Origin of the sequence: Sulfuricystis thermophila, from assembly GCF_004323595.1 — a bacterium.
Taxonomy (GTDB): domain Bacteria; phylum Pseudomonadota; class Gammaproteobacteria; order Burkholderiales; family Rhodocyclaceae; genus Sulfuricystis; species Sulfuricystis thermophila.
Genome location: NZ_AP019373.1, coordinates 209,186 through 227,751 on the forward strand (window position 1 = coordinate 209,186; position 18,566 = coordinate 227,751).

The 18,566-nt window shown below is 65.6% G+C and carries 23 protein-coding genes; 14 read left to right on the forward strand and 9 right to left on the reverse strand.

Annotation, left to right across the window (positions count from 1 at the left end):
* Window positions 1-9 precede the first annotated feature (9 nt).
* From M52SOB_RS01160 to trxA, 3 genes are all read right to left on the reverse strand, one after another.
* Complete coding sequence (locus M52SOB_RS01160) at window positions 10-207, reverse strand: hypothetical protein (RefSeq protein WP_131110077.1); 198 nt, start codon at window positions 205-207, stop codon at window positions 10-12.
* Between the two features lie 120 nt (window positions 208-327).
* On the reverse strand, window positions 328-465 hold the full coding sequence (locus M52SOB_RS01165) for a 30S ribosomal protein THX (RefSeq protein ID WP_131110079.1): 138 nt from the start codon (window positions 463-465) through the stop codon (window positions 328-330).
* Between the two features lie 116 nt (window positions 466-581).
* Window positions 582-968, reverse strand: a complete 387-nt coding sequence (trxA, locus tag M52SOB_RS01170; protein WP_131110082.1) for a thioredoxin — start codon at window positions 966-968, stop codon at window positions 582-584.
* A 61-nt stretch (window positions 969-1,029) separates the two neighbouring features.
* Between trxA and gluQRS the strand changes: the two genes are divergently transcribed.
* Window positions 1,030-1,962: a tRNA glutamyl-Q(34) synthetase GluQRS gene (gene gluQRS, locus M52SOB_RS01175; RefSeq protein ID WP_131110084.1), complete on the forward strand. Its 933-nt coding sequence runs from the start codon at window positions 1,030-1,032 to the stop codon at window positions 1,960-1,962.
* Here the strand turns inward: gluQRS and clsB are convergent.
* Complete coding sequence (gene clsB, locus M52SOB_RS01180) at window positions 1,928-3,091, reverse strand: cardiolipin synthase ClsB (RefSeq protein WP_131112376.1); 1,164 nt, start codon at window positions 3,089-3,091, stop codon at window positions 1,928-1,930. The genes gluQRS and clsB overlap by 35 nt on opposite strands.
* Before the next feature lie 2 nt (window positions 3,092-3,093).
* Complete coding sequence (locus M52SOB_RS01185; protein WP_131110086.1) at window positions 3,094-3,870, reverse strand: endonuclease/exonuclease/phosphatase family protein; 777 nt, start codon at window positions 3,868-3,870, stop codon at window positions 3,094-3,096.
* A gap of 54 nt (window positions 3,871-3,924) precedes the next feature.
* On the opposite strand from M52SOB_RS01185, the gene M52SOB_RS01190 reads away from it, so the two are divergent.
* A complete protein-coding gene (locus M52SOB_RS01190; protein WP_131110088.1) occupies window positions 3,925-4,401 on the forward strand; it encodes a PaaI family thioesterase in 477 nt (158 codons plus the stop codon).
* A 91-nt stretch (window positions 4,402-4,492) separates the two neighbouring features.
* Here the strand turns inward: M52SOB_RS01190 and nadA are convergent, their stop codons facing one another.
* Window positions 4,493-5,590, reverse strand: coding sequence for a quinolinate synthase NadA (nadA, locus tag M52SOB_RS01195; protein WP_131110089.1), 1,098 nt, complete (start codon window positions 5,588-5,590; stop codon window positions 4,493-4,495).
* Between the two features lie 44 nt (window positions 5,591-5,634).
* Here nadA and M52SOB_RS01200 point away from each other — a divergent pair, with 44 nt between their 5' ends.
* The 5 genes from M52SOB_RS01200 (at window position 5,635) to ntrC (ending at window position 11,239) form a co-directional block, all read left to right on the forward strand.
* Window positions 5,635-6,555: a cation diffusion facilitator family transporter gene (locus tag M52SOB_RS01200; protein ID WP_131110091.1), complete on the forward strand. Its 921-nt coding sequence runs from the start codon at window positions 5,635-5,637 to the stop codon at window positions 6,553-6,555.
* Between the two features lie 183 nt (window positions 6,556-6,738).
* Window positions 6,739-8,148 (forward strand): type I glutamate--ammonia ligase, encoded by a 1,410-nt coding sequence (gene glnA, locus M52SOB_RS01205; RefSeq protein WP_131110093.1) that lies wholly within the window; start codon window positions 6,739-6,741, stop codon window positions 8,146-8,148.
* Window positions 8,149-8,230: 82 nt separating this feature from the next.
* A complete protein-coding gene (locus tag M52SOB_RS01210; RefSeq protein ID WP_131110095.1) occupies window positions 8,231-8,710 on the forward strand; it encodes a DUF4124 domain-containing protein in 480 nt (159 codons plus the stop codon).
* Window positions 8,711-8,750: 40 nt separating this feature from the next.
* Window positions 8,751-9,836, forward strand: a complete 1,086-nt coding sequence (glnL, locus tag M52SOB_RS01215) for a nitrogen regulation protein NR(II) (RefSeq protein WP_131110097.1) — start codon at window positions 8,751-8,753, stop codon at window positions 9,834-9,836.
* Window positions 9,833-11,239 carry a nitrogen regulation protein NR(I) gene (gene ntrC / locus M52SOB_RS01220; protein WP_131110099.1) on the forward strand — a complete coding sequence of 469 codons (1,407 nt, stop codon included), beginning with the start codon at window positions 9,833-9,835 and terminating at the stop codon, window positions 11,237-11,239. The genes glnL and ntrC overlap by 4 nt, the downstream gene beginning before the upstream one ends.
* Here the strand turns inward: ntrC and M52SOB_RS14005 are convergent, their stop codons facing one another.
* On the reverse strand, window positions 11,240-11,938 hold the full coding sequence (locus M52SOB_RS14005; RefSeq protein ID WP_131110101.1) for a YXWGXW repeat-containing protein: 699 nt from the start codon (window positions 11,936-11,938) through the stop codon (window positions 11,240-11,242). It lies immediately after the preceding gene.
* A gap of 124 nt (window positions 11,939-12,062) precedes the next feature.
* Here M52SOB_RS14005 and M52SOB_RS01230 point away from each other — a divergent pair, with 124 nt between their 5' ends.
* The 7 genes from M52SOB_RS01230 (at window position 12,063) to yacG (ending at window position 16,797) form a co-directional block, all read left to right on the forward strand.
* Window positions 12,063-12,830 carry a biotin--[acetyl-CoA-carboxylase] ligase gene (locus M52SOB_RS01230; protein ID WP_131110104.1) on the forward strand — a complete coding sequence of 256 codons (768 nt, stop codon included), beginning with the start codon at window positions 12,063-12,065 and terminating at the stop codon, window positions 12,828-12,830.
* Window positions 12,827-13,570: a type III pantothenate kinase gene (locus tag M52SOB_RS01235; RefSeq protein WP_131110106.1), complete on the forward strand. Its 744-nt coding sequence runs from the start codon at window positions 12,827-12,829 to the stop codon at window positions 13,568-13,570. The genes M52SOB_RS01230 and M52SOB_RS01235 overlap by 4 nt, the downstream gene beginning before the upstream one ends.
* 39 nt (window positions 13,571-13,609) lie before the next feature.
* The gene (locus M52SOB_RS01240; protein ID WP_131110108.1) at window positions 13,610-14,974 is read left to right on the forward strand and encodes a TrpB-like pyridoxal phosphate-dependent enzyme; all 1,365 of its coding nucleotides are present in this window, start codon (window positions 13,610-13,612) and stop codon (window positions 14,972-14,974) included.
* A gap of 7 nt (window positions 14,975-14,981) precedes the next feature.
* Window positions 14,982-15,134, forward strand: coding sequence for a hypothetical protein (locus M52SOB_RS13885; RefSeq protein ID WP_172601716.1), 153 nt, complete (start codon window positions 14,982-14,984; stop codon window positions 15,132-15,134).
* Window positions 15,131-15,757, forward strand: coding sequence for a dephospho-CoA kinase (gene coaE / locus M52SOB_RS01245; protein ID WP_131110110.1), 627 nt, complete (start codon window positions 15,131-15,133; stop codon window positions 15,755-15,757). Before M52SOB_RS13885 ends, coaE begins: the two co-directional genes overlap by 4 nt.
* 84 nt (window positions 15,758-15,841) lie before the next feature.
* Complete coding sequence (gene zapD, locus M52SOB_RS01250) at window positions 15,842-16,597, forward strand: cell division protein ZapD (protein ID WP_131110112.1); 756 nt, start codon at window positions 15,842-15,844, stop codon at window positions 16,595-16,597.
* Window positions 16,594-16,797 carry a DNA gyrase inhibitor YacG gene (gene yacG / locus M52SOB_RS01255; RefSeq protein WP_131110114.1) on the forward strand — a complete coding sequence of 68 codons (204 nt, stop codon included), beginning with the start codon at window positions 16,594-16,596 and terminating at the stop codon, window positions 16,795-16,797. The genes zapD and yacG overlap by 4 nt, the downstream gene beginning before the upstream one ends.
* Here the strand turns inward: yacG and M52SOB_RS01260 are convergent.
* Together M52SOB_RS01260 and M52SOB_RS01265 are read right to left on the reverse strand one after the other, a co-directional pair.
* The gene (locus M52SOB_RS01260) at window positions 16,760-17,707 is read right to left on the reverse strand and encodes a Nudix family hydrolase (protein WP_284155142.1); all 948 of its coding nucleotides are present in this window, start codon (window positions 17,705-17,707) and stop codon (window positions 16,760-16,762) included. The genes yacG and M52SOB_RS01260 overlap by 38 nt on opposite strands.
* Window positions 17,704-18,549, reverse strand: a complete 846-nt coding sequence (locus M52SOB_RS01265) for an ATP-binding protein (RefSeq protein WP_131110118.1) — start codon at window positions 18,547-18,549, stop codon at window positions 17,704-17,706. Before M52SOB_RS01265 ends, M52SOB_RS01260 begins: the two co-directional genes overlap by 4 nt.
* Window positions 18,550-18,566: the final 17 nt, after the last annotated feature.

Consider the following 18,566-nt stretch of genomic DNA (forward strand, 5'->3'; position numbering starts at 1 on the left):
TACCTGCGCTCAGTCCTTCGGCTTCCAATACTCTAGCTTGGTCAGCATCTTGTCCTCGATCGCCTTGACGCGCTGGCGATAGCTCTCATACCAGCTGCCCGCGGGCGGCGCGCAATACTGCGCGTAATCGAAACCGTGCTGCCGGGTGTACTCGGCGAATTCTTGATCGAGCTTGAGTTTTTCCTGGATCAGTTGCGGATCGGCCATGATGGATCTCCTTGAGTGAACGAGGAAAAGCGGACACCTGAAAAATAAGGTGTCACGACGGTCGAATCAAGGGGCCGCGCGGCCGGGCGGCAAGCGCACGGCCGGCAGCGTCAGACTTCATCAGCCCTGGGTCTTCGGTGCAGCGACCGGCGGCGGCTGCAGCTCGCGTTGCGGACGGTTGGTCTCGTGCGAGCGGCGCTTGCCATAGCTGCCGCGAAAGAGCTTGCCGCGCAGGGAGCGGCGATCACCTTTACCCATGTCGATCTCCTTGTGCAGTGGTTGAAACGGGAGCGAATTTTATCTTCAGAGGCGGGGTGACATGCTCTCTCGATGGGCCATCTTGCCCTGTGGCGGCCTGGAATGCCGCCACGGCGTCACTGCCGTTGCTGCTGTTCCTCGGCGGCGATCTCGGCTTCGATTTCGGCGCGCACGGCGTCCATGTCGAGCGCCTTGACCTGCTCGATCAGCTGGTCGAGCGCGGCAGGCGGCAGGGCACCGGCTTCGGCGTAGAGGATGATCTGGTCGCGGAACACCATCAGCGTCGGGATCGAGCGAATGTTGAAGCCGGCGGCCATTTCGCGTTCCTCTTCGGTGTTGACCTTGCAGAAGGCGATCTCGGGGTATTTGTCCGAGGCGGCCTCGAAGGTCGGCGCGAAGGAACGGCACGGGGCGCACCAGTCGGCCCAGAAGTCGATGATGACGATGTCGTTGTTGTTGATGACATCCTTGAAGTTTTGCGAGGTCAGCTGAATGGTGGCCATCGGGCGCTCCGTTTTGTTGGGTGGAAAACCTGCATCCTACCCGTTCGGCGAAAATAGCGCCATGAGGCAAATCGTTCCGGTTCCCTGCGGTCGTTTCGCGCCGTCGCCGACGGGGCCTTTGCATTTCGGCTCGCTCGTCGCCGCGCTCGGCTCTTATCTGGAAGCGAAGGCGCGCGGCGGCAAGTGGCTAGTGCGCATCGAAGACGTCGACCGGCCGCGCTGTAGGCAGGAATATGCTGACAGTATTCTCGCGACATTGGCAGCATTCGGCTTCGAATGGGATGGCGAGGTGATGTATCAGAGCCGGCGCACGGCCCGTTACCGCGAGGTTCTGGAAACCTTGCAGCGCCAGGGCGCCGTCTATCCTTGTGGCTGCACACGGGCGGAATTGGCCACGGCGCCGCCTGGTGTCGATGGTGCGCCGGTGTATCCCGGCACCTGCCGCGGAGGATTGCCAGCGGGGAAGCAGGCGCGTGCCTGGCGCCTGCGCGTTTCGGGTGCGATCGACTTCGTCGATCTGGTGCAGGGGCCGCAGCATCAGGATCTCGCGCGCGAGGTGGGCGATTGCGTGTTGTTGCGCGCCGATGGCTTATTCGCCTATCAGCTCGCGGTGGTGGTCGATGATGCCGATCAGGGGGTCGATCACGTGGTGCGCGGCGCGGATCTGATCCATTCCACCGCGCGGCAGATTTTCCTGCAGCGACTGCTCGGCTTTCCGACGCCGCAGCATGCCCACCTACCGGTGGCGGTCGATGCGACGGGGGCGAAGTTGTCGAAGCAGACCAGGGCGGCGCCGGTCGAGGCGCGCGATCCGGTCGTATCGCTCATCGCCGCGGCACGGTTTCTCGGCATGACTCCGCCCGCGGACCTGTGCCGTGCCACCAGCGCCGATTTCTGGTCTTGGGCGCGGGAGAACTGGGATCTGGCGCGCGTGCCGAAGCGGATAACGGCGCCCGTGCCTACTCCCGATAATCCTCACCGCCATAACGCGTGAGGCCCAACATCAGCCGCACCAGGCCATAGGCTAGCCAGCGCAAGCTGCGGGCGAGCCAGCCGCGGCGCTCGAGTTCTGCGGCAGTGATTTCGACGGCGTCTTCGCCGATCGCCCGCATCAGGCTGGCGCGCAAGATGCCGGTGAAGCGGCTGTCCTTGACGATGACGTTGGCTTCGCGGGCGAGCAGCAGGCTGAATGGGTCGATGTTCGACGAGCCGACCGTCGCCCAGTCGTCGTCGATGGCGCCGACCTTGGCGTGCAGGAAGCCCTTGCCATATTCGAAGATGCGGATGCCATCTTTCAGGAGCTGGCCATACAGCGCCTGGGTGGCGTAATGCAGCAGTGCGTATTCGACCTGGCCTTGCAACAGCACGCTGACCTGACAGCCGCGGCGGCTCGTAGCGATCAGGGCGTGGCGGAAGCGCCGGCCGGGCAGGAAATAGGCATTCGCGATCAGCACCTCGTGCCGCGCGCCGGCGAGCGCTTCGAGATAGGCTTCCTCGATGTCGCGGCGATGGCGCAGGTTGTCGCGCACGACGAAGGCGGCGGCGACGTCGCCGACGGTGCCGGCTTGCCCGCATGGATCGAGCGGCGGCTTGGGCGGCCGGCGCTTGAGCCGCGCCCAGCCGACCAAGCGCCACAAGTGCAACATGCTCGCGCAGATCGGCGCCACCAGCGGCCCTTCGATGCGCACCGCATAGTCGAAGCGCGGGCCGAGCCCGGGGGTGTCTTCGTCGTCGATGATGTTGATGCCGCCGACGAAGGCGATGCGGTCGTCGATGACGGCGAGCTTGCGGTGCAGCCGGCGCAGGCGATGGCGCCGCAGGCGCAGCCGCGCCAATTCGGGCCGATAGACCTCGACGGCGCCACCGGCGGCGACGATTTCACGCCCCAGCCCGTCCGCGAAATCGCGCGCGCCGAAGCCATCGACCAGCACGCGCACGTCGACACCGCGCCGCGCCGCGGCGGCCAGCGCGGCAGTGACGGTGCGGCCGGTCGTATCGGCGGCGAAGATGTACGTTTCCAGCCGGATCGAACGTTTGGCGGCGCCCATGGCTTCGAGCAGTGCCGGGAAATATTGCGCGCCGGTTTCCAGCAGCGCGATGCGGTTGCCGGGCAGGAAATCCACGCTCACGGCGCGCCGGTGGTTGCTGCGGCGGGAAGCGACAGGCAGGCGGTCAGCGCGGCGTGGTCGGACAGCATCGACCACGGCGGGCCGTGGTGCACGGCGCAGCGCTCGATGGCCAGGCCACGCACATAGATGCGGTCGAGCCGCAAGAGCGGCAGCGCGGCCGGAAAGCTGCGCGTCGGTCGCCGCGCGAAAGGATCGGCGGCGGCGAAAGCCTCCGTCAGCCCGAGCCGGGGCGCCAGGAGGTCGCAGGCGCGACCGCGCCAGTCGTTGAAATCGCCGGCGATGATGAGCGGCGCATCATGGGGCACGTTCGCCTCGATGAAGGCAGCCAGGGCATCGTATTGGTGACGGCGTGAGCGTCCGAACAGCGACAGATGCGCGCAGACGCAATGGAGCGGCGCGGGCAGCTCCGGCACCGCGACGACGCAATAGAGCAGGCCGCGTTTTTCGAAGCGCAGCCGCGTGACATCCTGATTGTGCGAGGCGAGGATCGGAAAGCGCGTCAGGATCGCATTGCCGTGATGGCCGTGGTCATAGACGACGTTACAGCCGTAGGCATGGTTTTCCCACACATCGGCGGCGAGGAATTCGTGCTGCGGCTCTTCCGGCCAGTCCTCGTGACGTGCCGCATGGCGCTCGTGGCGTCCCTGTACCTCCTGGAGGAAGACGATGTCGGCATCGAGCGCACGCAGCCGTTCGCGCAGTTCATGCACCACCATGCGGCGGTTGAATTGCGAGAAGCCCTTGTGGATGTTCCAGGTGGCGATGGTGAGCATGTTGGCGCGATTCTAGCCCTTGCGTATCATCCTCGAGTCCCTGAGGAGCTGCCGATGAATTCACTTGCATTCCAGGATTACTACCCCGACGATCTCGCCCATTGCTACGGCTGCGGCAAGAACAACCCGCACGGTCACCAGCTGAAGAGCTACTGGAGCGAAGACGGCAAGGAAACCATTGCCCATTTCATGCCCAAGCCCTATCACACGGCGATCCCCGGTTATGTCTATGGCGGGCTGATCGCCTCGCTGATCGACTGTCATGGCACCGGCACGGCCTCGGCCGCGGCCTATCGTGCGGCGGGACGCGAACCGGGCAGCCTGCCGGCGCTGCGCTTCGTCACCGCGTCGCTGAAGGTGGATTTCCTCGCGCCGACGCCATTGGGAGTGGAGCTCGAACTGCGTGGCGTGCCGGTCGAGGTGAAGGAGAAGAAGGTCGTCGTCGACATCACCGTCGCCGCCAATGGCCAGGTGACCGCGAAAGGGCAGGTGATCGCGGTGCGCATGCCGGAGAGCATGGCGCCGAAGTAAGCGAAAGTCGGCGCTGGCGGAAACAAGGACGTTCCGCCGGGCGCCGACTCACCTCGAAAAGTCGGCGCTGGCGGAACGGCAGCAGCCTTCTTCAGGAGGCGGCGAGCATCCGCTCCAGGGCGATCTGCGCCAGCTTTGCTTCGTGTTCCGGCACCTTGATCTGATTGACGACGTGGCCGGCGGCGAGGTTTTCCAGCGTCCAGGCCAGATGCTGCGGGTCGATGCGTTGCATCGTCGAGCACATGCAGACCATGTCGGCCATGAACTGGACGATCTTGCCTTCCGGTGCCACTTCCTTCGCCAGCCGCTCGACGAGGTTCAACTCGGTGCCGACCAGCCAGCGCGTGCCGGGCGGCGATTCCTTGACGACGCGAATGATGGTTTCCGTCGAGCCGACGACATCGGAGGCCGCGCAGACCTCGAAGCAGCATTCCGGATGCGAGATCACCTTGCCTTCCGGATACTGGGCGCGGAAACGCTCGATCTGCTGCGGCCGGAACATCTGGTGCACCGAGCAGTAGCCATGCCAGAGGATGATCTTCGCCGTGCGGATCTGCTCTGGAGTGAGCCCGCCCAGCGGCAGATCGGGATTCCACAGCACCATCTGTTCTAGCGGGATGCCCATCTTGTGGCCGCTCCAGCGGCCGAGGTGCTGATCGGGGAAGAACAGCACCTTCTCACGGCGCGCAAACGACCAGTCGAGGATCTTCGGTGCATTCGACGAGGTGCAGACGATGCCGCCGTGTTCGCCGCAGAAGGCCTTCAGATCGGCCGAGGAATTGATGTAGGTGACGGGGGTGACCGTCTCGTCCGGATCGAGCAAGGTCGACAGCTCGCGCCAGCAGCGTTCGACCTTGGCGCGGTTGGCCATGTCGGCCATCGAGCAGCCGGCGGCGAGATCCGGCAGGATCGAAATCTGCTCTGGCCGTGAGAGGATGTCGGCGACCTCGGCCATGAAATGCACGCCGCAGAAGACGATGAATTCGGCATCGGACTGCGAAGCGAGGCGCGAGAGCTTCAACGAGTCGCCGGTGAGATCGGCATGGGCATAGACGTCGGCGCGCTGGTAGTGATGACAGAGGATCACGGCGCGTTTGCCGAGCTTTGCCCGCGCGGCGGCGATACGCGTCTGCGCGTCGCGGTCGGACAGTGCGTTGAAAGGCTCGAAGTCGATCGTGGCGGTCTGCATGAAAGGTAGAATCCAAGCGTTCTGAACACGTCGAGTATAACGATTTGGCTGCCACGATTCCCTCCAACAACGGCCCGGTCGATCCCGAACGCTTCCGCGCCGGCCAGCGCATCACCTGGGTGAGCGTCGTCGTCAATGTCGTGCTGACGGTGATGCAGGTGATCGTCGGATTCGTTGCCAATTCGATGGCGCTGGTGGCCGACGCGATGCACACGCTCTCCGACATCGTTTCGGATGCCTTCGTGCTCTGGGCCAACCACAAGGGTTCACAGGGCGCCGACGCAGAGCACCCGTATGGTCACGGCCGTTTCGAAACCGCCGCCTCGCTGGTGCTCGGATTGCTGCTGACGATCACCGGCGCCGGCATCCTGATCTCAGCCGCCGGCCGCCTGCAGAACATCGGTCAGCTGCCGCCGGTGGGCATCGCGGCGATGTGGGCGGCGATCATCACCCTGATCGGCAAGGAAGGGCTGTTCCGCTACATGCTCAAGGTGGCGCAGCGCCTGCGCTCGCCGATGCTGATCGCCAATGCTTGGCATGCGCGCGCCGATGCGCTCTCCTCGCTGGTCGTCGCCGCCGGGGTGGGCGGCGCGCTGCTCGGCTTCACCTTCGCCGACGCGGTGGCGGCGATCATCGTCGGCGCGATGATCGTCAAGGCGGGTCTGGGCTTCGCCTGGGAGGCGATGCGCGAGCTGATCGATACCGGCCTGCCGGCGGAGGAGGTCGCGGCGATCCGTCAGACGCTGCTCGCCACGCCGGGCGTCGAGGATCTGCATGAGCTGCGCACGCGGCGCATGGCGCACCGGGTGTTCGTCGATGTGCATCTGCAGGTCGATGGCGACATCAGTGTGCGTGAGGGACACGAAATCAGCGAGGTGGCAAGGAAACGCGTCCTCGCAGCACATCCGGAAGTCGTCGAGGTGTTGATCCATCTCGATCCGGAAAACGACAGCATGACGCAATGATTGCCCCAAAATGGTGCGAACCATTTTCGATTTGCACCACAGTGGTGCAAGATGCTCGCAGACGATGCGATCCAAGCCTTTGTGGCACAATGCCTTATCTGGTAGTCCCCGCCTGGCACGCGAGCTGCTATATCCCGGCTCGATGCTTTCCCCTGGATCATTCATCTTTTAGGAGCGTTTTTCATGACCCCCCAAGACGTCATCAAGATGGTGGAAGAAAAGGAAGTCAAGTTCGTCGATTTCCGCTTCACCGACATTCGCGGCAAGGAGCAGCACGTCGGCGTGCCGGTTTCCGCCTTCGGCCTCGAGAAATTCGAAGACGGCCATGCCTTCGACGGCAGCTCGATCGCCGGCTGGAAGGGCATCCAGGCCTCCGACATGCTGCTGATGCCCGATCCCTCGACCGCCTACATCGACCCTTTCATGGACGAGACCACGCTGATCCTCTCCTGCGACGTGGTCGAGCCGGCCGACGGCAAGGGCTATGACCGCGATCCGCGCTCGATCGCCAAGCGCGCCGAAGCCTACTTGAAGAGCACCGGGCTGGGCGATGCCGCCTATTTCGGCCCCGAGCCCGAGTTCTTCATCTTCGACTCGGTCGAATGGAAGGTGGACATGTCCGGCTCGTATTGCAAGGTCTTCTCGGAAGAGGCTGCCTGGGCCACCGCCGAGAAGTTCGAAGGCGGCAACATCGGCCACCGGCCGATGGTCAAGGGTGGTTACTTCCCGGTGCCGCCGGTCGACAGCCTCAACGACATCCGCGCCGCGATGGTGCTGGCCTTGGAAGAGTGCGGCGTGCCGGTCGAGGTGCATCACCATGAAGTCGCCACCGCCGGCCAGTGCGAGATCGGCACCAAGTTCTCGACGCTGGTGCGCCGTGCCGACTGGACGCAGATCCTCAAATACATCGTGCATAACGTCGCCCATTCGTATGGGAAAACGGCCACCTTCATGCCCAAGCCGATCGTCGGTGACAACGGCTCCGGCATGCATGTGCATCAGTCGATCTGGAAAGATGGCAAGAACCTCTTCGCCGGCAACGGCTATGCGGGCCTGTCCGAGTTCGCGCTCTACTACATCGGCGGCATCATCAAGCACGCCCGTGCCCTCAACGCGATCACCAACCCTGGCACCAACAGCTACAAGCGTCTGGTGCCCGGCTTCGAAGCGCCCGTGAAGCTCGCCTACTCGGCCCGCAACCGCTCGGCTTCGATCCGCATCCCCTTCGTGCAGTCCGACAAGGCGCGCCGCATCGAAGTGCGCTTCCCCGATCCGACCGCGAACCCGTATCTGGCCTTCACCGCGATGATGATGGCCGGCCTCGATGGCGTGCAGAACAAGATCCACCCGGGCGATCCGGCCGACAAGAACCTCTACGACCTGCCGCCGGAAGAGGATGCCAAGATCCCGACCGTCTGTTCCTCGCTCGATCAGGCGCTCGACTATCTCGACAAGGATCGCGAGTTCCTCACCCGCGGCGGCGTGTTCAGCAACGATTTCATCGACGCCTTCATCGAGCTGAAGATGGAAGAGGTCACCAAGTTCCGCATGACCACGCATCCGGTCGAATACGAGATGTACTATTCGCTCTAATTCGGCGCTCGCCGGACGGCACGAAAAGACGGGCTCATGGCCCGTCTTTTTGTTTCGCCTGCTTTGGCATACACTTGTCGTCATGACGCAACGACTCTTGCCGCTCATCCTCACCGTCATCGTGCCTTACGCTTGGGCCGACACGCTCTACAAATGCACGGGTCCGGACGGCCGCATCACCTACACGAACCAGAAGACCGGCAAGAACTGCGAGGTCATCTCGCAGGACAAGCCGGTATCCACCTTTTCGCCCCCGCCGCGCAAGGAACGACAGGCGACGCCGGGCGATTTCCCGCGCGTCAATGGCGAGCAGCAAAAGGCGCGCGACAACGACCGGCGTACGATCCTCGAAACGGAACTCGCCAACGAGGAAAAAAATCTCGAGGCGGCGAAGAAGGAATTGGCGGAACAGGAGAATCTCACCCTGCCCGAGGAACGCATCGCCGGCGGCGGCATTCAGGGCGCGAAACGCGAGGCGCGCATCCAGAGCTACCGGGACAAGGTGCGGCTCCATGAGCGCAACATCGAATCGCTGCGGCGGGAGCTCGCCAACCTGAAGTGAGAGCGCTTCCCCTGGCGCGCATCTTGCTCCATTTCCGCTCATGAATGAGCGTAAGGAAACCGAATCCGGCCTGGCCGGCCTCGACCTGCTGTCCTCCGCGGTGATCCTGCTCGATGGCGAGCTGCGCATTCGCCATTGCAACCCGGCCGCGGAAAACCTCTTTGCCGTCAGCCAGCGCACCTGCCTCGGCCAGCCGCTGGCGCAGCTGCTCGGCAGCCCGCCGGCCCTGATGAAGGCCTTGGACAATGCGCTCGCCAACCGCTGGAGCTACACCGGCCACGACATCCTCGTCGCGCGCGCGCAGGCGGAGCCGCTCCATCTCGACTGTACCGTGACCCCGGTAGACCTGCCGGGAGCGAAGCTGCTGCTGGAATTCCGCCCGATCGACCAGCAGCTCAGGGCGGCGCGCGAGGCGCGCGAAGCCGTGCAGCAGCGCGCCAACCAGGAACTGATCCGCAATCTCGCCCACGAGATCAAGAATCCGCTCGGTGGCATCCGCGGCGCGGCGCAACTTTTGGCGCGCGAGCTCGCCGCGATGGACAACGCGGCGACGCTCAACGAATACACGAACGTCATCATCCACGAGGCCGACCGGCTGCAGGCGCTGATGCAGCGGCTGCTCTCCTCGCATCGCGCGATGCAACCGGCGCCGCTCAACATCCACGAGCTTCTCGAGCACGTGCGGCGGCTGATCCGCGCCGAATTTCCCGGCGTGCAGGTGCGCCGTGACTATGACATTTCATTGCCCGAGATCACCGGCGATCGCGAACAGCTGATCCAGGCGATCCTCAACATTGCCCGGAACGCTGCCCAGGCGATGGATGGGACGGGAGAGATCCTCATCCGCACGCGCGCGTTGCGCCAGGCGACGTTTGCCCGCAAGCGCCATCGCCTCGCGCTCGAGGTGCAGATCATCGACAACGGCCCCGGCATTCCGGAAGAGATCCGCGAGCGTATCTTCTATCCGCTGGTCTCCGGCCGTAGCAATGGCACCGGGCTGGGGCTGGCGCTGGCGCAGACCTTCGTCCAGCAGCATCATGGCAGCATCGAGGTCACCTCGAGGCCCGGGCAGACCTGTTTCGCGCTGCGCCTGCCGCTGCGCCATGAAGAAAAGGGGGCGACATGAATACCGTCTGGATCGTCGATGACGACCGTTCGATTCGCTGGGTGCTGGAAAAGGCGCTCGCACGCGAGGACATTGGCAGCACGAGTTTCGGCTCGGCCGACGAGGCACTGGCCAAGCTCTCCGCCGGTGAAACGCCACGCGTGCTGATTTCCGACATCCGCATGCCGGGCGCCTCGGGCCTCGAACTGCTGCGGCAGGTGAGAGAAAAGCACCCCAATCTGCCGGTCATCATCATGACCGCCTATTCCGATCTCGACTCGGCCGTCGCGGCGTTTCAGGGCGGCGCCTTCGAATACCTGCCCAAGCCCTTCGATGTCGATCAGGCCGTGGCATTGGTCCGTCGGGCGATGGTCGCCCAGGGCGAGCCGCGCAACGACGAGACAGCGGCGGCCGCGATCGCGCCGGAAATCCTTGGGCAGGCGCCGGCGATGCAAGAGGTGTTCCGCGCCATCGGCCGCCTGTCGCAATCCAGCGCCACCGTGCTGATCAACGGCGAATCGGGCACCGGCAAAGAACTCGTCGCGCGCGCCCTGCACCGCCACAGCCCGCGCAAGGACGGCCCTTTCATTGCCATCAATACCGCGGCGATTCCGCGCGAGCTGCTCGAATCCGAGCTGTTTGGTCACGAAAAGGGCGCCTTCACCGGCGCGACCGGCTTACGTCGCGGCCGTTTCGAGGAAGCCGCCGGCGGCACGCTGTTTCTCGACGAGATCGGCGATATGCCGGCCGAATTGCAAACAAGGCTGTTGCGCGTGCTTTCCGACGGCCAGTTCTATCGCGTCGGCGGCCGTGAGCCGCTGCGCGCCAACGTGCGCATCATCGCCGCGACGCATCAGGATCTCGAAGCGCGCGTCAAGAGCGGGTTGTTCCGCGAAGATCTCTTTCACCGCCTCAACGTGATCCGCCTGCGGCTGCCGCCCTTGCGCGAACGACGCGAGGACATCCCGCTGCTGGCGCGCCATTTCCTCGCGGCGAGCGCCCGCGAACTCGGCGTCGAGCCCAAGCGGCTGTCCGACGCCGCGCTGCGCTTCTTGCAGGCGGCGCCTTGGCCGGGCAACGTGCGGCAGCTGGAAAACCTCTGTCACTGGCTGACGGTGATGGCGCCGGGCCAGACGATCGAGATCGACGATCTGCCGGCGGAAATGCGCGCAGCGCCCCAACAGGCGACAGCCGGCGCCGACTGGCTCGTGCATCTGGCTGCGGCGGCCGACGAGCACCTAGCTCGGGAACCCGGCGCCGTCTGGGAAAAGCTCATTCAGGCCTTCGAGGCGACGTTGATTCGCCGCGCGCTGTCCGCGACCGGCGGACGACGCGCCGAGGCGGCGCAGCTGCTGGGCATCGGCCGCAACACCCTGACGCGCAAGATCGACGAGCTCGGCCTGGACGAGGACAAGGCCGGCTGATCACGGCCGCTGGCCGTCACGGAAGTCCGGGCGGCCGTCGCCATCGCGGTCACGCCAGCGGTGGTCATCGCGCCGCTCGTCGCGTCGACTGTCGCGGCCGCGATCGTCACGTTCCACGCGCGGCGGCTCGGCGCGGCGTTCCGGCAAGCGGCCGGGATCGACGACCATCGGCCGGCGGCTCTCAAGCTCGCTGCGTGGCGGTTCCGGGCGCTCCGGGGGGCGGGGTGCGACGCCGGGGAAGGGGCGGGGCTCGACGCGCGGCGGAGGCGGGGCGGCGGGTGGCTGCGGCGGAGGGGGACGGTGTTCGATGGTCGGTGGCGGAGCGCGGTGCTCGATGTGCGGCGGCGGGGCGGGTGGAACGACGACGCGGGGCGGTTCGCCGCGCTCCCAGCGGCCGCCGTAAGGCCGCCAGTGGTCGTCATGTCGTTCCCAACGACGCGGCACCCAGACGTAGCCGGGGCGCGGCTCAACCCAGCGGCCCGGCACCCAGACGTAGCGGGTACCCACCCAGTCCCAATAGCCGCCGATCCAGACGTAACCGACCACCGGCGGCGGGCCGACGTATTCGACGCGCGGCGGCGGTGGTGCCACGCGCACGATCGGCGGGTCATAATAGGGGTCTTGTTCCGGATAAACGGCGCAACCGGTCACTGCGAGCGCCGTTCCGGCCAGAATCGTCATCAGTGGCAAGGTCTTCATTGCTCTCTTCCCGGATCGAGGGGGACGCAAACACGATAACGCAGGCCGCGGCCGATGGTCAGCAGTTTGTTACAAACACTTGCAATTGCGCGGTGGCAGGAGGCTGCGGCGGTATAGTTTCGCGATGTTCGATCATTCCGTCCTCGTCCAGGCGCTCGGTGCCGATGCCCGCTATTTCGACGCCGAGCTGCTGCCGGAATGCGCGTCGACCAATGCGCTGCTGCTCGCCCGTGCCGAGGCCGGCGCGCCTTCGGGCATGGTGATCGTCGCCGAAAGGCAGACGGCCGGTCGGGGGCGGCGGGGGCGGGCATGGCTTTCCGCGCCCGGCGACAGCCTGACGTTTTCATTGCTGTGGCGTTTCGCGCCAGGAACCCTGCCGCAGGGTCTGTCTCTGGCGGCCGGGTTGGCGGTCACCCAGGCGCTGACGAAACTCGGCGTTGGCGATACGGCACTGAAATGGCCCAACGATGTGATGAAGGGCGGCAGGAAGCTCGCCGGCATCCTCGTCGAGCTGGTGCCGGGGGCGCCGCATGCCGCAGTGATCGGCATCGGCCTGAACCTGAAGCTCCCGGCCGCGATGCCGGAGGAATTGCGCGCCATCAGCGCAGCGCTCGATACCGATGCCGAGCCGAACATCCTGCTCGCTGCGATCCTGAGCGAACTCAAAACGACGCTGGAAATCTTCGCCCGCCATGGCTTCGGCGCCTTGCGCGAGGCGTGGCGGGCGCGCCATGCATTCGAGGATGCGCCTATCCGGCTTCTCGCCGATTTCGCGTCACCGCGCGCAGGCATCTGCCGGGGCGTCGATCGCGATGGCGCGCTGCTGTTCGAGAGCGACGGGCGCATCGAGCGCGTGCTCTCCGGCGAAGTCTCATTGAGGCCCGTTTCATGATCCTCTGCATCGACGCCGGCAATACGCGCCTGAAATGGGGACTGTGGGACGCCGCCGCCGGGGGCGGGCATGACGGTGCGCGCTGGCGCGCGCAAGGCGTTTGTGCGCATGCCGACTGCGTCGCGCTGGCGTCGGCCTTGCCGGCTGGCGTCGACCGCATGCTCGCCTGCAATGTCGCCGGGCCGGAGGTGGCGACGCGCATCGAAGCGCTGGCGGCTAACCTCGACGTGCCGCTGACATGGTTCAGGAGCAGCGCTGCCTGCTGCGGGGTGACCAATGCCTATGACGACCCCTCACGACTCGGTGCCGACCGCTGGGCGGCGCTGATCGGCGCGCGCGGTTTTCACAGGGGCGCCGCGCTCGTCGTGATGATGGGCACCGCGACGACGATCGACGTGCTCGATGCCTCGGGCCGCTTTCGCGGCGGACTGATCCTGCCGGGTCTTGAATTGATGCGTCGGTCGCTCGCCCGCAATACCGCCGGGTTGCCCGAAGCGCGTGGCCGCTATCGCGAATTGCCGACCAATACCGACGATGCGATCGAAAGTGGCTGTCTTGCCGCCACGCTCGGCGCGATCGAGCGCATGGCAAAAGCGGCGTGCCGTCCCACCAGCGCCGACTTTTGCGTGCTGCTCTCGGGTGGCGGCGCCGATGCGTTGGCGCCGCATCTCGATCTACCGGTTCGCCGCATCGACAATCTGGTGCTCGAAGGGCTGGCACGAGTGGCGGCCGGCTGTTAAGATTTTCATCCATCCAACAACGACCTACGGGAGGGAGCCATGGCTCAGACGCGCGTCATCCTCGATGAATCCGAAATTCCGACGCATTGGTACAACATCGTCGCGGACCTGAAGAATCCGCCGGCGCCGCCGCTCGGCCCGGACGGCCAGCCGGTCTCACCGGACAAGATGCTGGCGATCTTCCCCGAGACGATCCTCGAACAGGAGATGAGCGCCGAGCGCTGGATTCCGATTCCCGAGGAGGTGCGCAAGATCTATGCGCTGTGGCGGCCAAGCCCCTTGTGCCGCGCCGAGCGGCTGGAAAAGATGCTCGACACCCCGGCGAAGATCTTCTACAAGTATGAAGGTGTCTCGCCGGCCGGCTCGCACAAACCGAATTCCGCCGTGGCGCAGGCTTACCTGAACAAGATCGCCGGCACCAAGCGCCTGGTGACCGAGACCGGCGCCGGCCAGTGGGGTTCGTCGCTGTCACTCGCCGGCCAGATGTTTGGTCTGCCGGTGCGCATCTTCATGGTCAAGGTGAGTTACGAGCAGAAGCCCTACCGCCGCCTGATGATGCAGACCTGGGGCGGCGAAGTGCTCGCCAGCCCGACGAATCTCACCAAGGCCGGCCGCGACGTGCTGGCGCGGGATCCCCAGAATCCCGGCAGCCTCGGCATCGCGATCTCCGAAGCGGTCGAGGAAGCCGTGACGACCCCCGGCACCAAGTATGCGCTGGGCTCGGTGCTCAACCACGTGCTGTTGCACCAGACGGTGATCGGTCTCGAAGCGAAGAAGCAGTTCGAGAAGATCGGCGAGTATCCCGACATGATGTTCGCGCCCTGCGGCGGTGGCTGCAACTTCGCCGGCGCGACTTTCCCCTTCCTTGGCGATGCGGCGGCGGGCGATGCCCGCGCGCAGAAGATCCGCTTCGTCGCCGTCGAGCCGGCCTCCTGTCCGACGCTGACCAAGGGCGTCTATGCCTATGACTATGGCGATGCTTCCGGCTACACACCGCTGATGAAGATGTACACGCTCGGCCACGACTTCATGCCGCCGGGCATCCATGCCGGTGGTCTGCGCTACCACGGCGACAGCCCGTTGATCTCGCAGCTCTACCACGAGAAGCTGATCGAGGCGGTGGCCGTGCCGCAGGTGGCGACCTTCGAGGCCGGCGTGATGTTCGCGCGCGCCGAAGGCATCATCCCGGCGCCGGAATCGGCCCACGCGATCCGTGCCTGCATCGACGAAGCCTTGCGCTGCAAACAGACCGGTGAGCCGAAGACGCTGTTCTTCAATCTCTCCGGCCACGGCCATTTCGACATGAGCGCCTACGAGAGCTATTTCGCCGGCAAGCTCGAAGATTTCGAGTATCCGGCCGAAGCGATCCAGGAGTCGCTCAGGCATCTGCCGAAGGTCGGTTAGCCGGGTCATGCGCCTCGCGTTCCTGATCCTGCTGTTTGCGAACATCGTGCTCTTCGTCTGGGGGCAGGGATATGCCGGCAGCCGGGAAGCGGGGCGCGAGCCCGCGCGGCTGATGCAACAGCTGGCGCCCGACAAGCTCACCGTCACCCGCGCCGAATGAGCTTCGTCGTCGGCCTGACCGGCGGCATCGGCAGCGGCAAGAGCGCTGTCGCCGAGCGTTTCGCCGCCCGCGGCGTCCCGATCGTCGATACCGATGCGATCGCTCACGAGCTGACCGCGCCGGGCGGCGCCGCGATCGCGCCGATCCGTGCGGCCTTCGGCGATGCGGTGCTGACGGCCGACGGCGCACTCGACCGCGCTGCGATGCGCCGGCTCGTGTTCGCGGAGCCCGCAGCGCGCAAGCGGCTCGAAGCGATCCTGCATCCGCTGATCCGTGCCGAGAGCGAGGCGCGGCTGGGCCGTCTTGCCAGCGCCGAGTATGCGATCCTGGTCGTGCCGCTGCTGGTCGAATCGGGCGATTTCCGTTCCCGTGTCGATCGCGTCTGCGTCGTCGATTGCCCTGAAGAATTGCAGATCGCACGGGTGATGGCCAGAAGCGGCCTGTCGCGTGGCGAGGTGCAAGCGATCATCGCGGCGCAGGCCAGCCGCGCGGCACGTCTCGCTGCCGCGGACGATGTCATCGACAACTCTCGGGGTCTTGCCGAGCTCGATGTCCAGGTTACGCAACTGCACGAAAAATATCTCGCGCTGGCGCGCGCCCGCCGGAGTGGGCAAAACGATTGATTGCGGGCGATTCATCGTCGAGTTCGGGTTGAGATTTATCGCCGTTTGGCTCAGAATTCGACGAGTTTACCCGCGAGCCGCCGCTTGATCACCTACGATTACCCACTGAACGAGCGTATCCGCACCCTGCTGCGGCTCGAGGACCTGTTCGATCGCTGCGAGCATTTCGTCCGTGCGGACGATCCCGAATCGCACCATGTCGCGCTGGTGACGCTGTTCGACATCTTCGAGGTGGTCTGCCGCGCCGATCTGAAGATCGATCTGGTCCAGGAACTCGAACGCCAGCGTCAGACGCTGCTCGGCTTCCGCAACAATCCCGACATCTCCGAAGAGGCGCTCAATGGCGCCCTCTACGAGATCGAGCAGGCTTCCGCGGCGCTTTTGGCGATGCAGGGCAAGACCGGCCAGCACCTGCGCGAGAACGAATGGCTGATGAGCATCAAGAACCGCACCGGCATTCCCGGTGGCGTCTGCGAATTCGATCTGCCGTCCTATCACTACTGGCTCAACCGCGACCCGGCACAGCGCCGCGGCGAGCTGGAAGGCTGGATTACCCCGCTGCTGCCGCTTCGTGATGGGCTGGGCATCGTGCTGCGGCTGTTGCGCGCCTCGGGCCATCCCGAGCAGCAGTGCGCGCAGCGTGGCGCCTTCCAGCTGATGCTCTCGGGGCGCACCGCTCAGCTCATCCGCCTGCGCGTGCCGAAGAGCCAGGCCGCCGTGCCGGAGATCAGCGCCAACAAATATGCGCTCAACATCCGCTTCACGGTGCCCGACACCGAAATGCGCCCGCGTCAAACCGAAACCGACATTTATTTCGAGCTGACTTTTTGTAATTTGTGACGCAACCCCGCATCGTCAACTGCCCACAATGCGGCAAGCCCGTGCCCTGGGGGCCGCAAAGCCCGTTCCGGCCGTTCTGTTCGGAACGCTGCAAGAAGATCGACCTCGGCGCCTGGGCGAACGAGGAATATCGCGTGCCGGGCGAGGCGCCGCCCGACGACTTCAGCGCGCCGGATCCGGACGCCACGCCGCGCGGATAGCGGCGATGCCCTGCGCGCCGGCGGCAAGGGCCGCGGGCAGATCGGCGGGCGACAGGCCGCCGATCGCATAGACCGGCAGCGGAAGATCACGGATCAGCGCCGCGAAGCGTTCCCAGCCGATGCCGGCATCATGCGGATGGCTCGCCGTCGGCAACACTGGTCCGGCCACGGCGAAGTCGAGCCCGAGGCGCGCGGCATGTTCCAATTCATGCCGTTCATGGCAGGAGGCGGCGACGAGCGGAAAAGGCGGGCGCCGGTCGAGCACCAGCAGCTGGCGCGCCGGCAGGTGCAGCCCGTCGGCGCCGATGGCGCGGGCGAGCTGGGCATCACCATTGACCAGCACGCGTGCGCCGTATTGCCGGCAACGTGACACCGCTGCGGCGGCGAAGGCTTCGCGCTGCATTTCCGGCAGCGCGACTTCGCGTAGCTGCACGAGCTTGAGGCCATGGGCGAGCGCCGCATCCAGCGCGGCGAGCTGCGCCGCCAGGCCGATTTGCCACGCATGGGTGATGCCATAGACCCCCGGCAGGGTGAGCGCGGCAAGCACGGGGGCGTTGGCCGGCAGCATCGGCGCGACGGTTTCGGCGCCGGGCGTTTGCCAGGCGAGCGCATCATGCACATGATCGACGATTTCGCCGCGCCACTGTGTCACGCGGAAGAAGTGCAGCCGCACATGGGCATGCTCATAGACGTGCTCGCGCACGATCCAGGGTGTGGCGGCGATGACCTCGATGCCGAGCTCCTCGGCGAGCTCGCGCACCAGCGCATCATGCGGCGTCTCACCCGCTTCGACCTTGCCGCCGGGAAATTCCCAGTAGCCGGGATAGTAGGTGCCGGGTGCGCGCCGCCCGAGCAGGAAGCTGCCGTCTGCGCGCAGGATGACCGCGGCTGCGACGCGCGTGATCTTCACTTGATCCTGCCGGCGTAATCGCGCGCGAACTGCCAGGCGACGCGGCCGGAACGGCTGCCGCGCTGCAAGGCCCATTGCAGCGCTTCCTGCCGTGCCGCCAGCGCCGAGTTTTCATCGATGCCGAACTGGCGCAGCCAATGCATGCAGATGTCGAGATAGTGATCCTGATCGAACGGATAGAACGACAGCCACAGCCCGAAGCGCTCGGAGAGCGAGATTTTTTCCTCGGTGGTCTCGCCGGGATGGATTTCGCCATCGGCCGTGCGCGTCGCTTCGAGGTTCTCGCTCATCCGCTCGGGCATCAGATGGCGGCGGTTCGAGGTGGCGTAGATCAGCAGGTTCTCGGGCGCGCCGGCGATCGAGCCGTCGAGCGCGCTTTTCAAAGCCTTGTAGCCGGGTTCCGACGCGTCGAACGACAAGTCGTCGCAGAAGACGACGAAGCGTTCGGGCCGGCCCGTGATGAGCTCGATGATCTCCGGCAGATCGACGAGATCGTCGCGATCGACCTCGATCAGCCGCAAGCCGCGCTTGGCATATTTGGCGAGCACGCCTTTGACGAGCGAAGATTTGCCGGTGCCGCGCGCGCCGGTGAGCAGGACGTTGTTCGCCGGCCGGCCGGCGACGAACTGGCGCGTGTTGCGGTCGATCGCCGCCTTTTGCGCCTCGACGCCCTTCAAGTCGGCCAGTCGAATCTTGTGCGGATGATGCACGGGCATGAGGCGCCCGCGCCAGCGGTAGGCGATGGCCGACCAGTCCGGCGGGGCGGGGGGCGGCGGCAACAGGTTTTCGGCGCGCTCGACGAGGCTTTCGAGGCGGCGGATGAGAGCTTCGAGTCCTTGCATCGGGTAAGCTTCCGGTC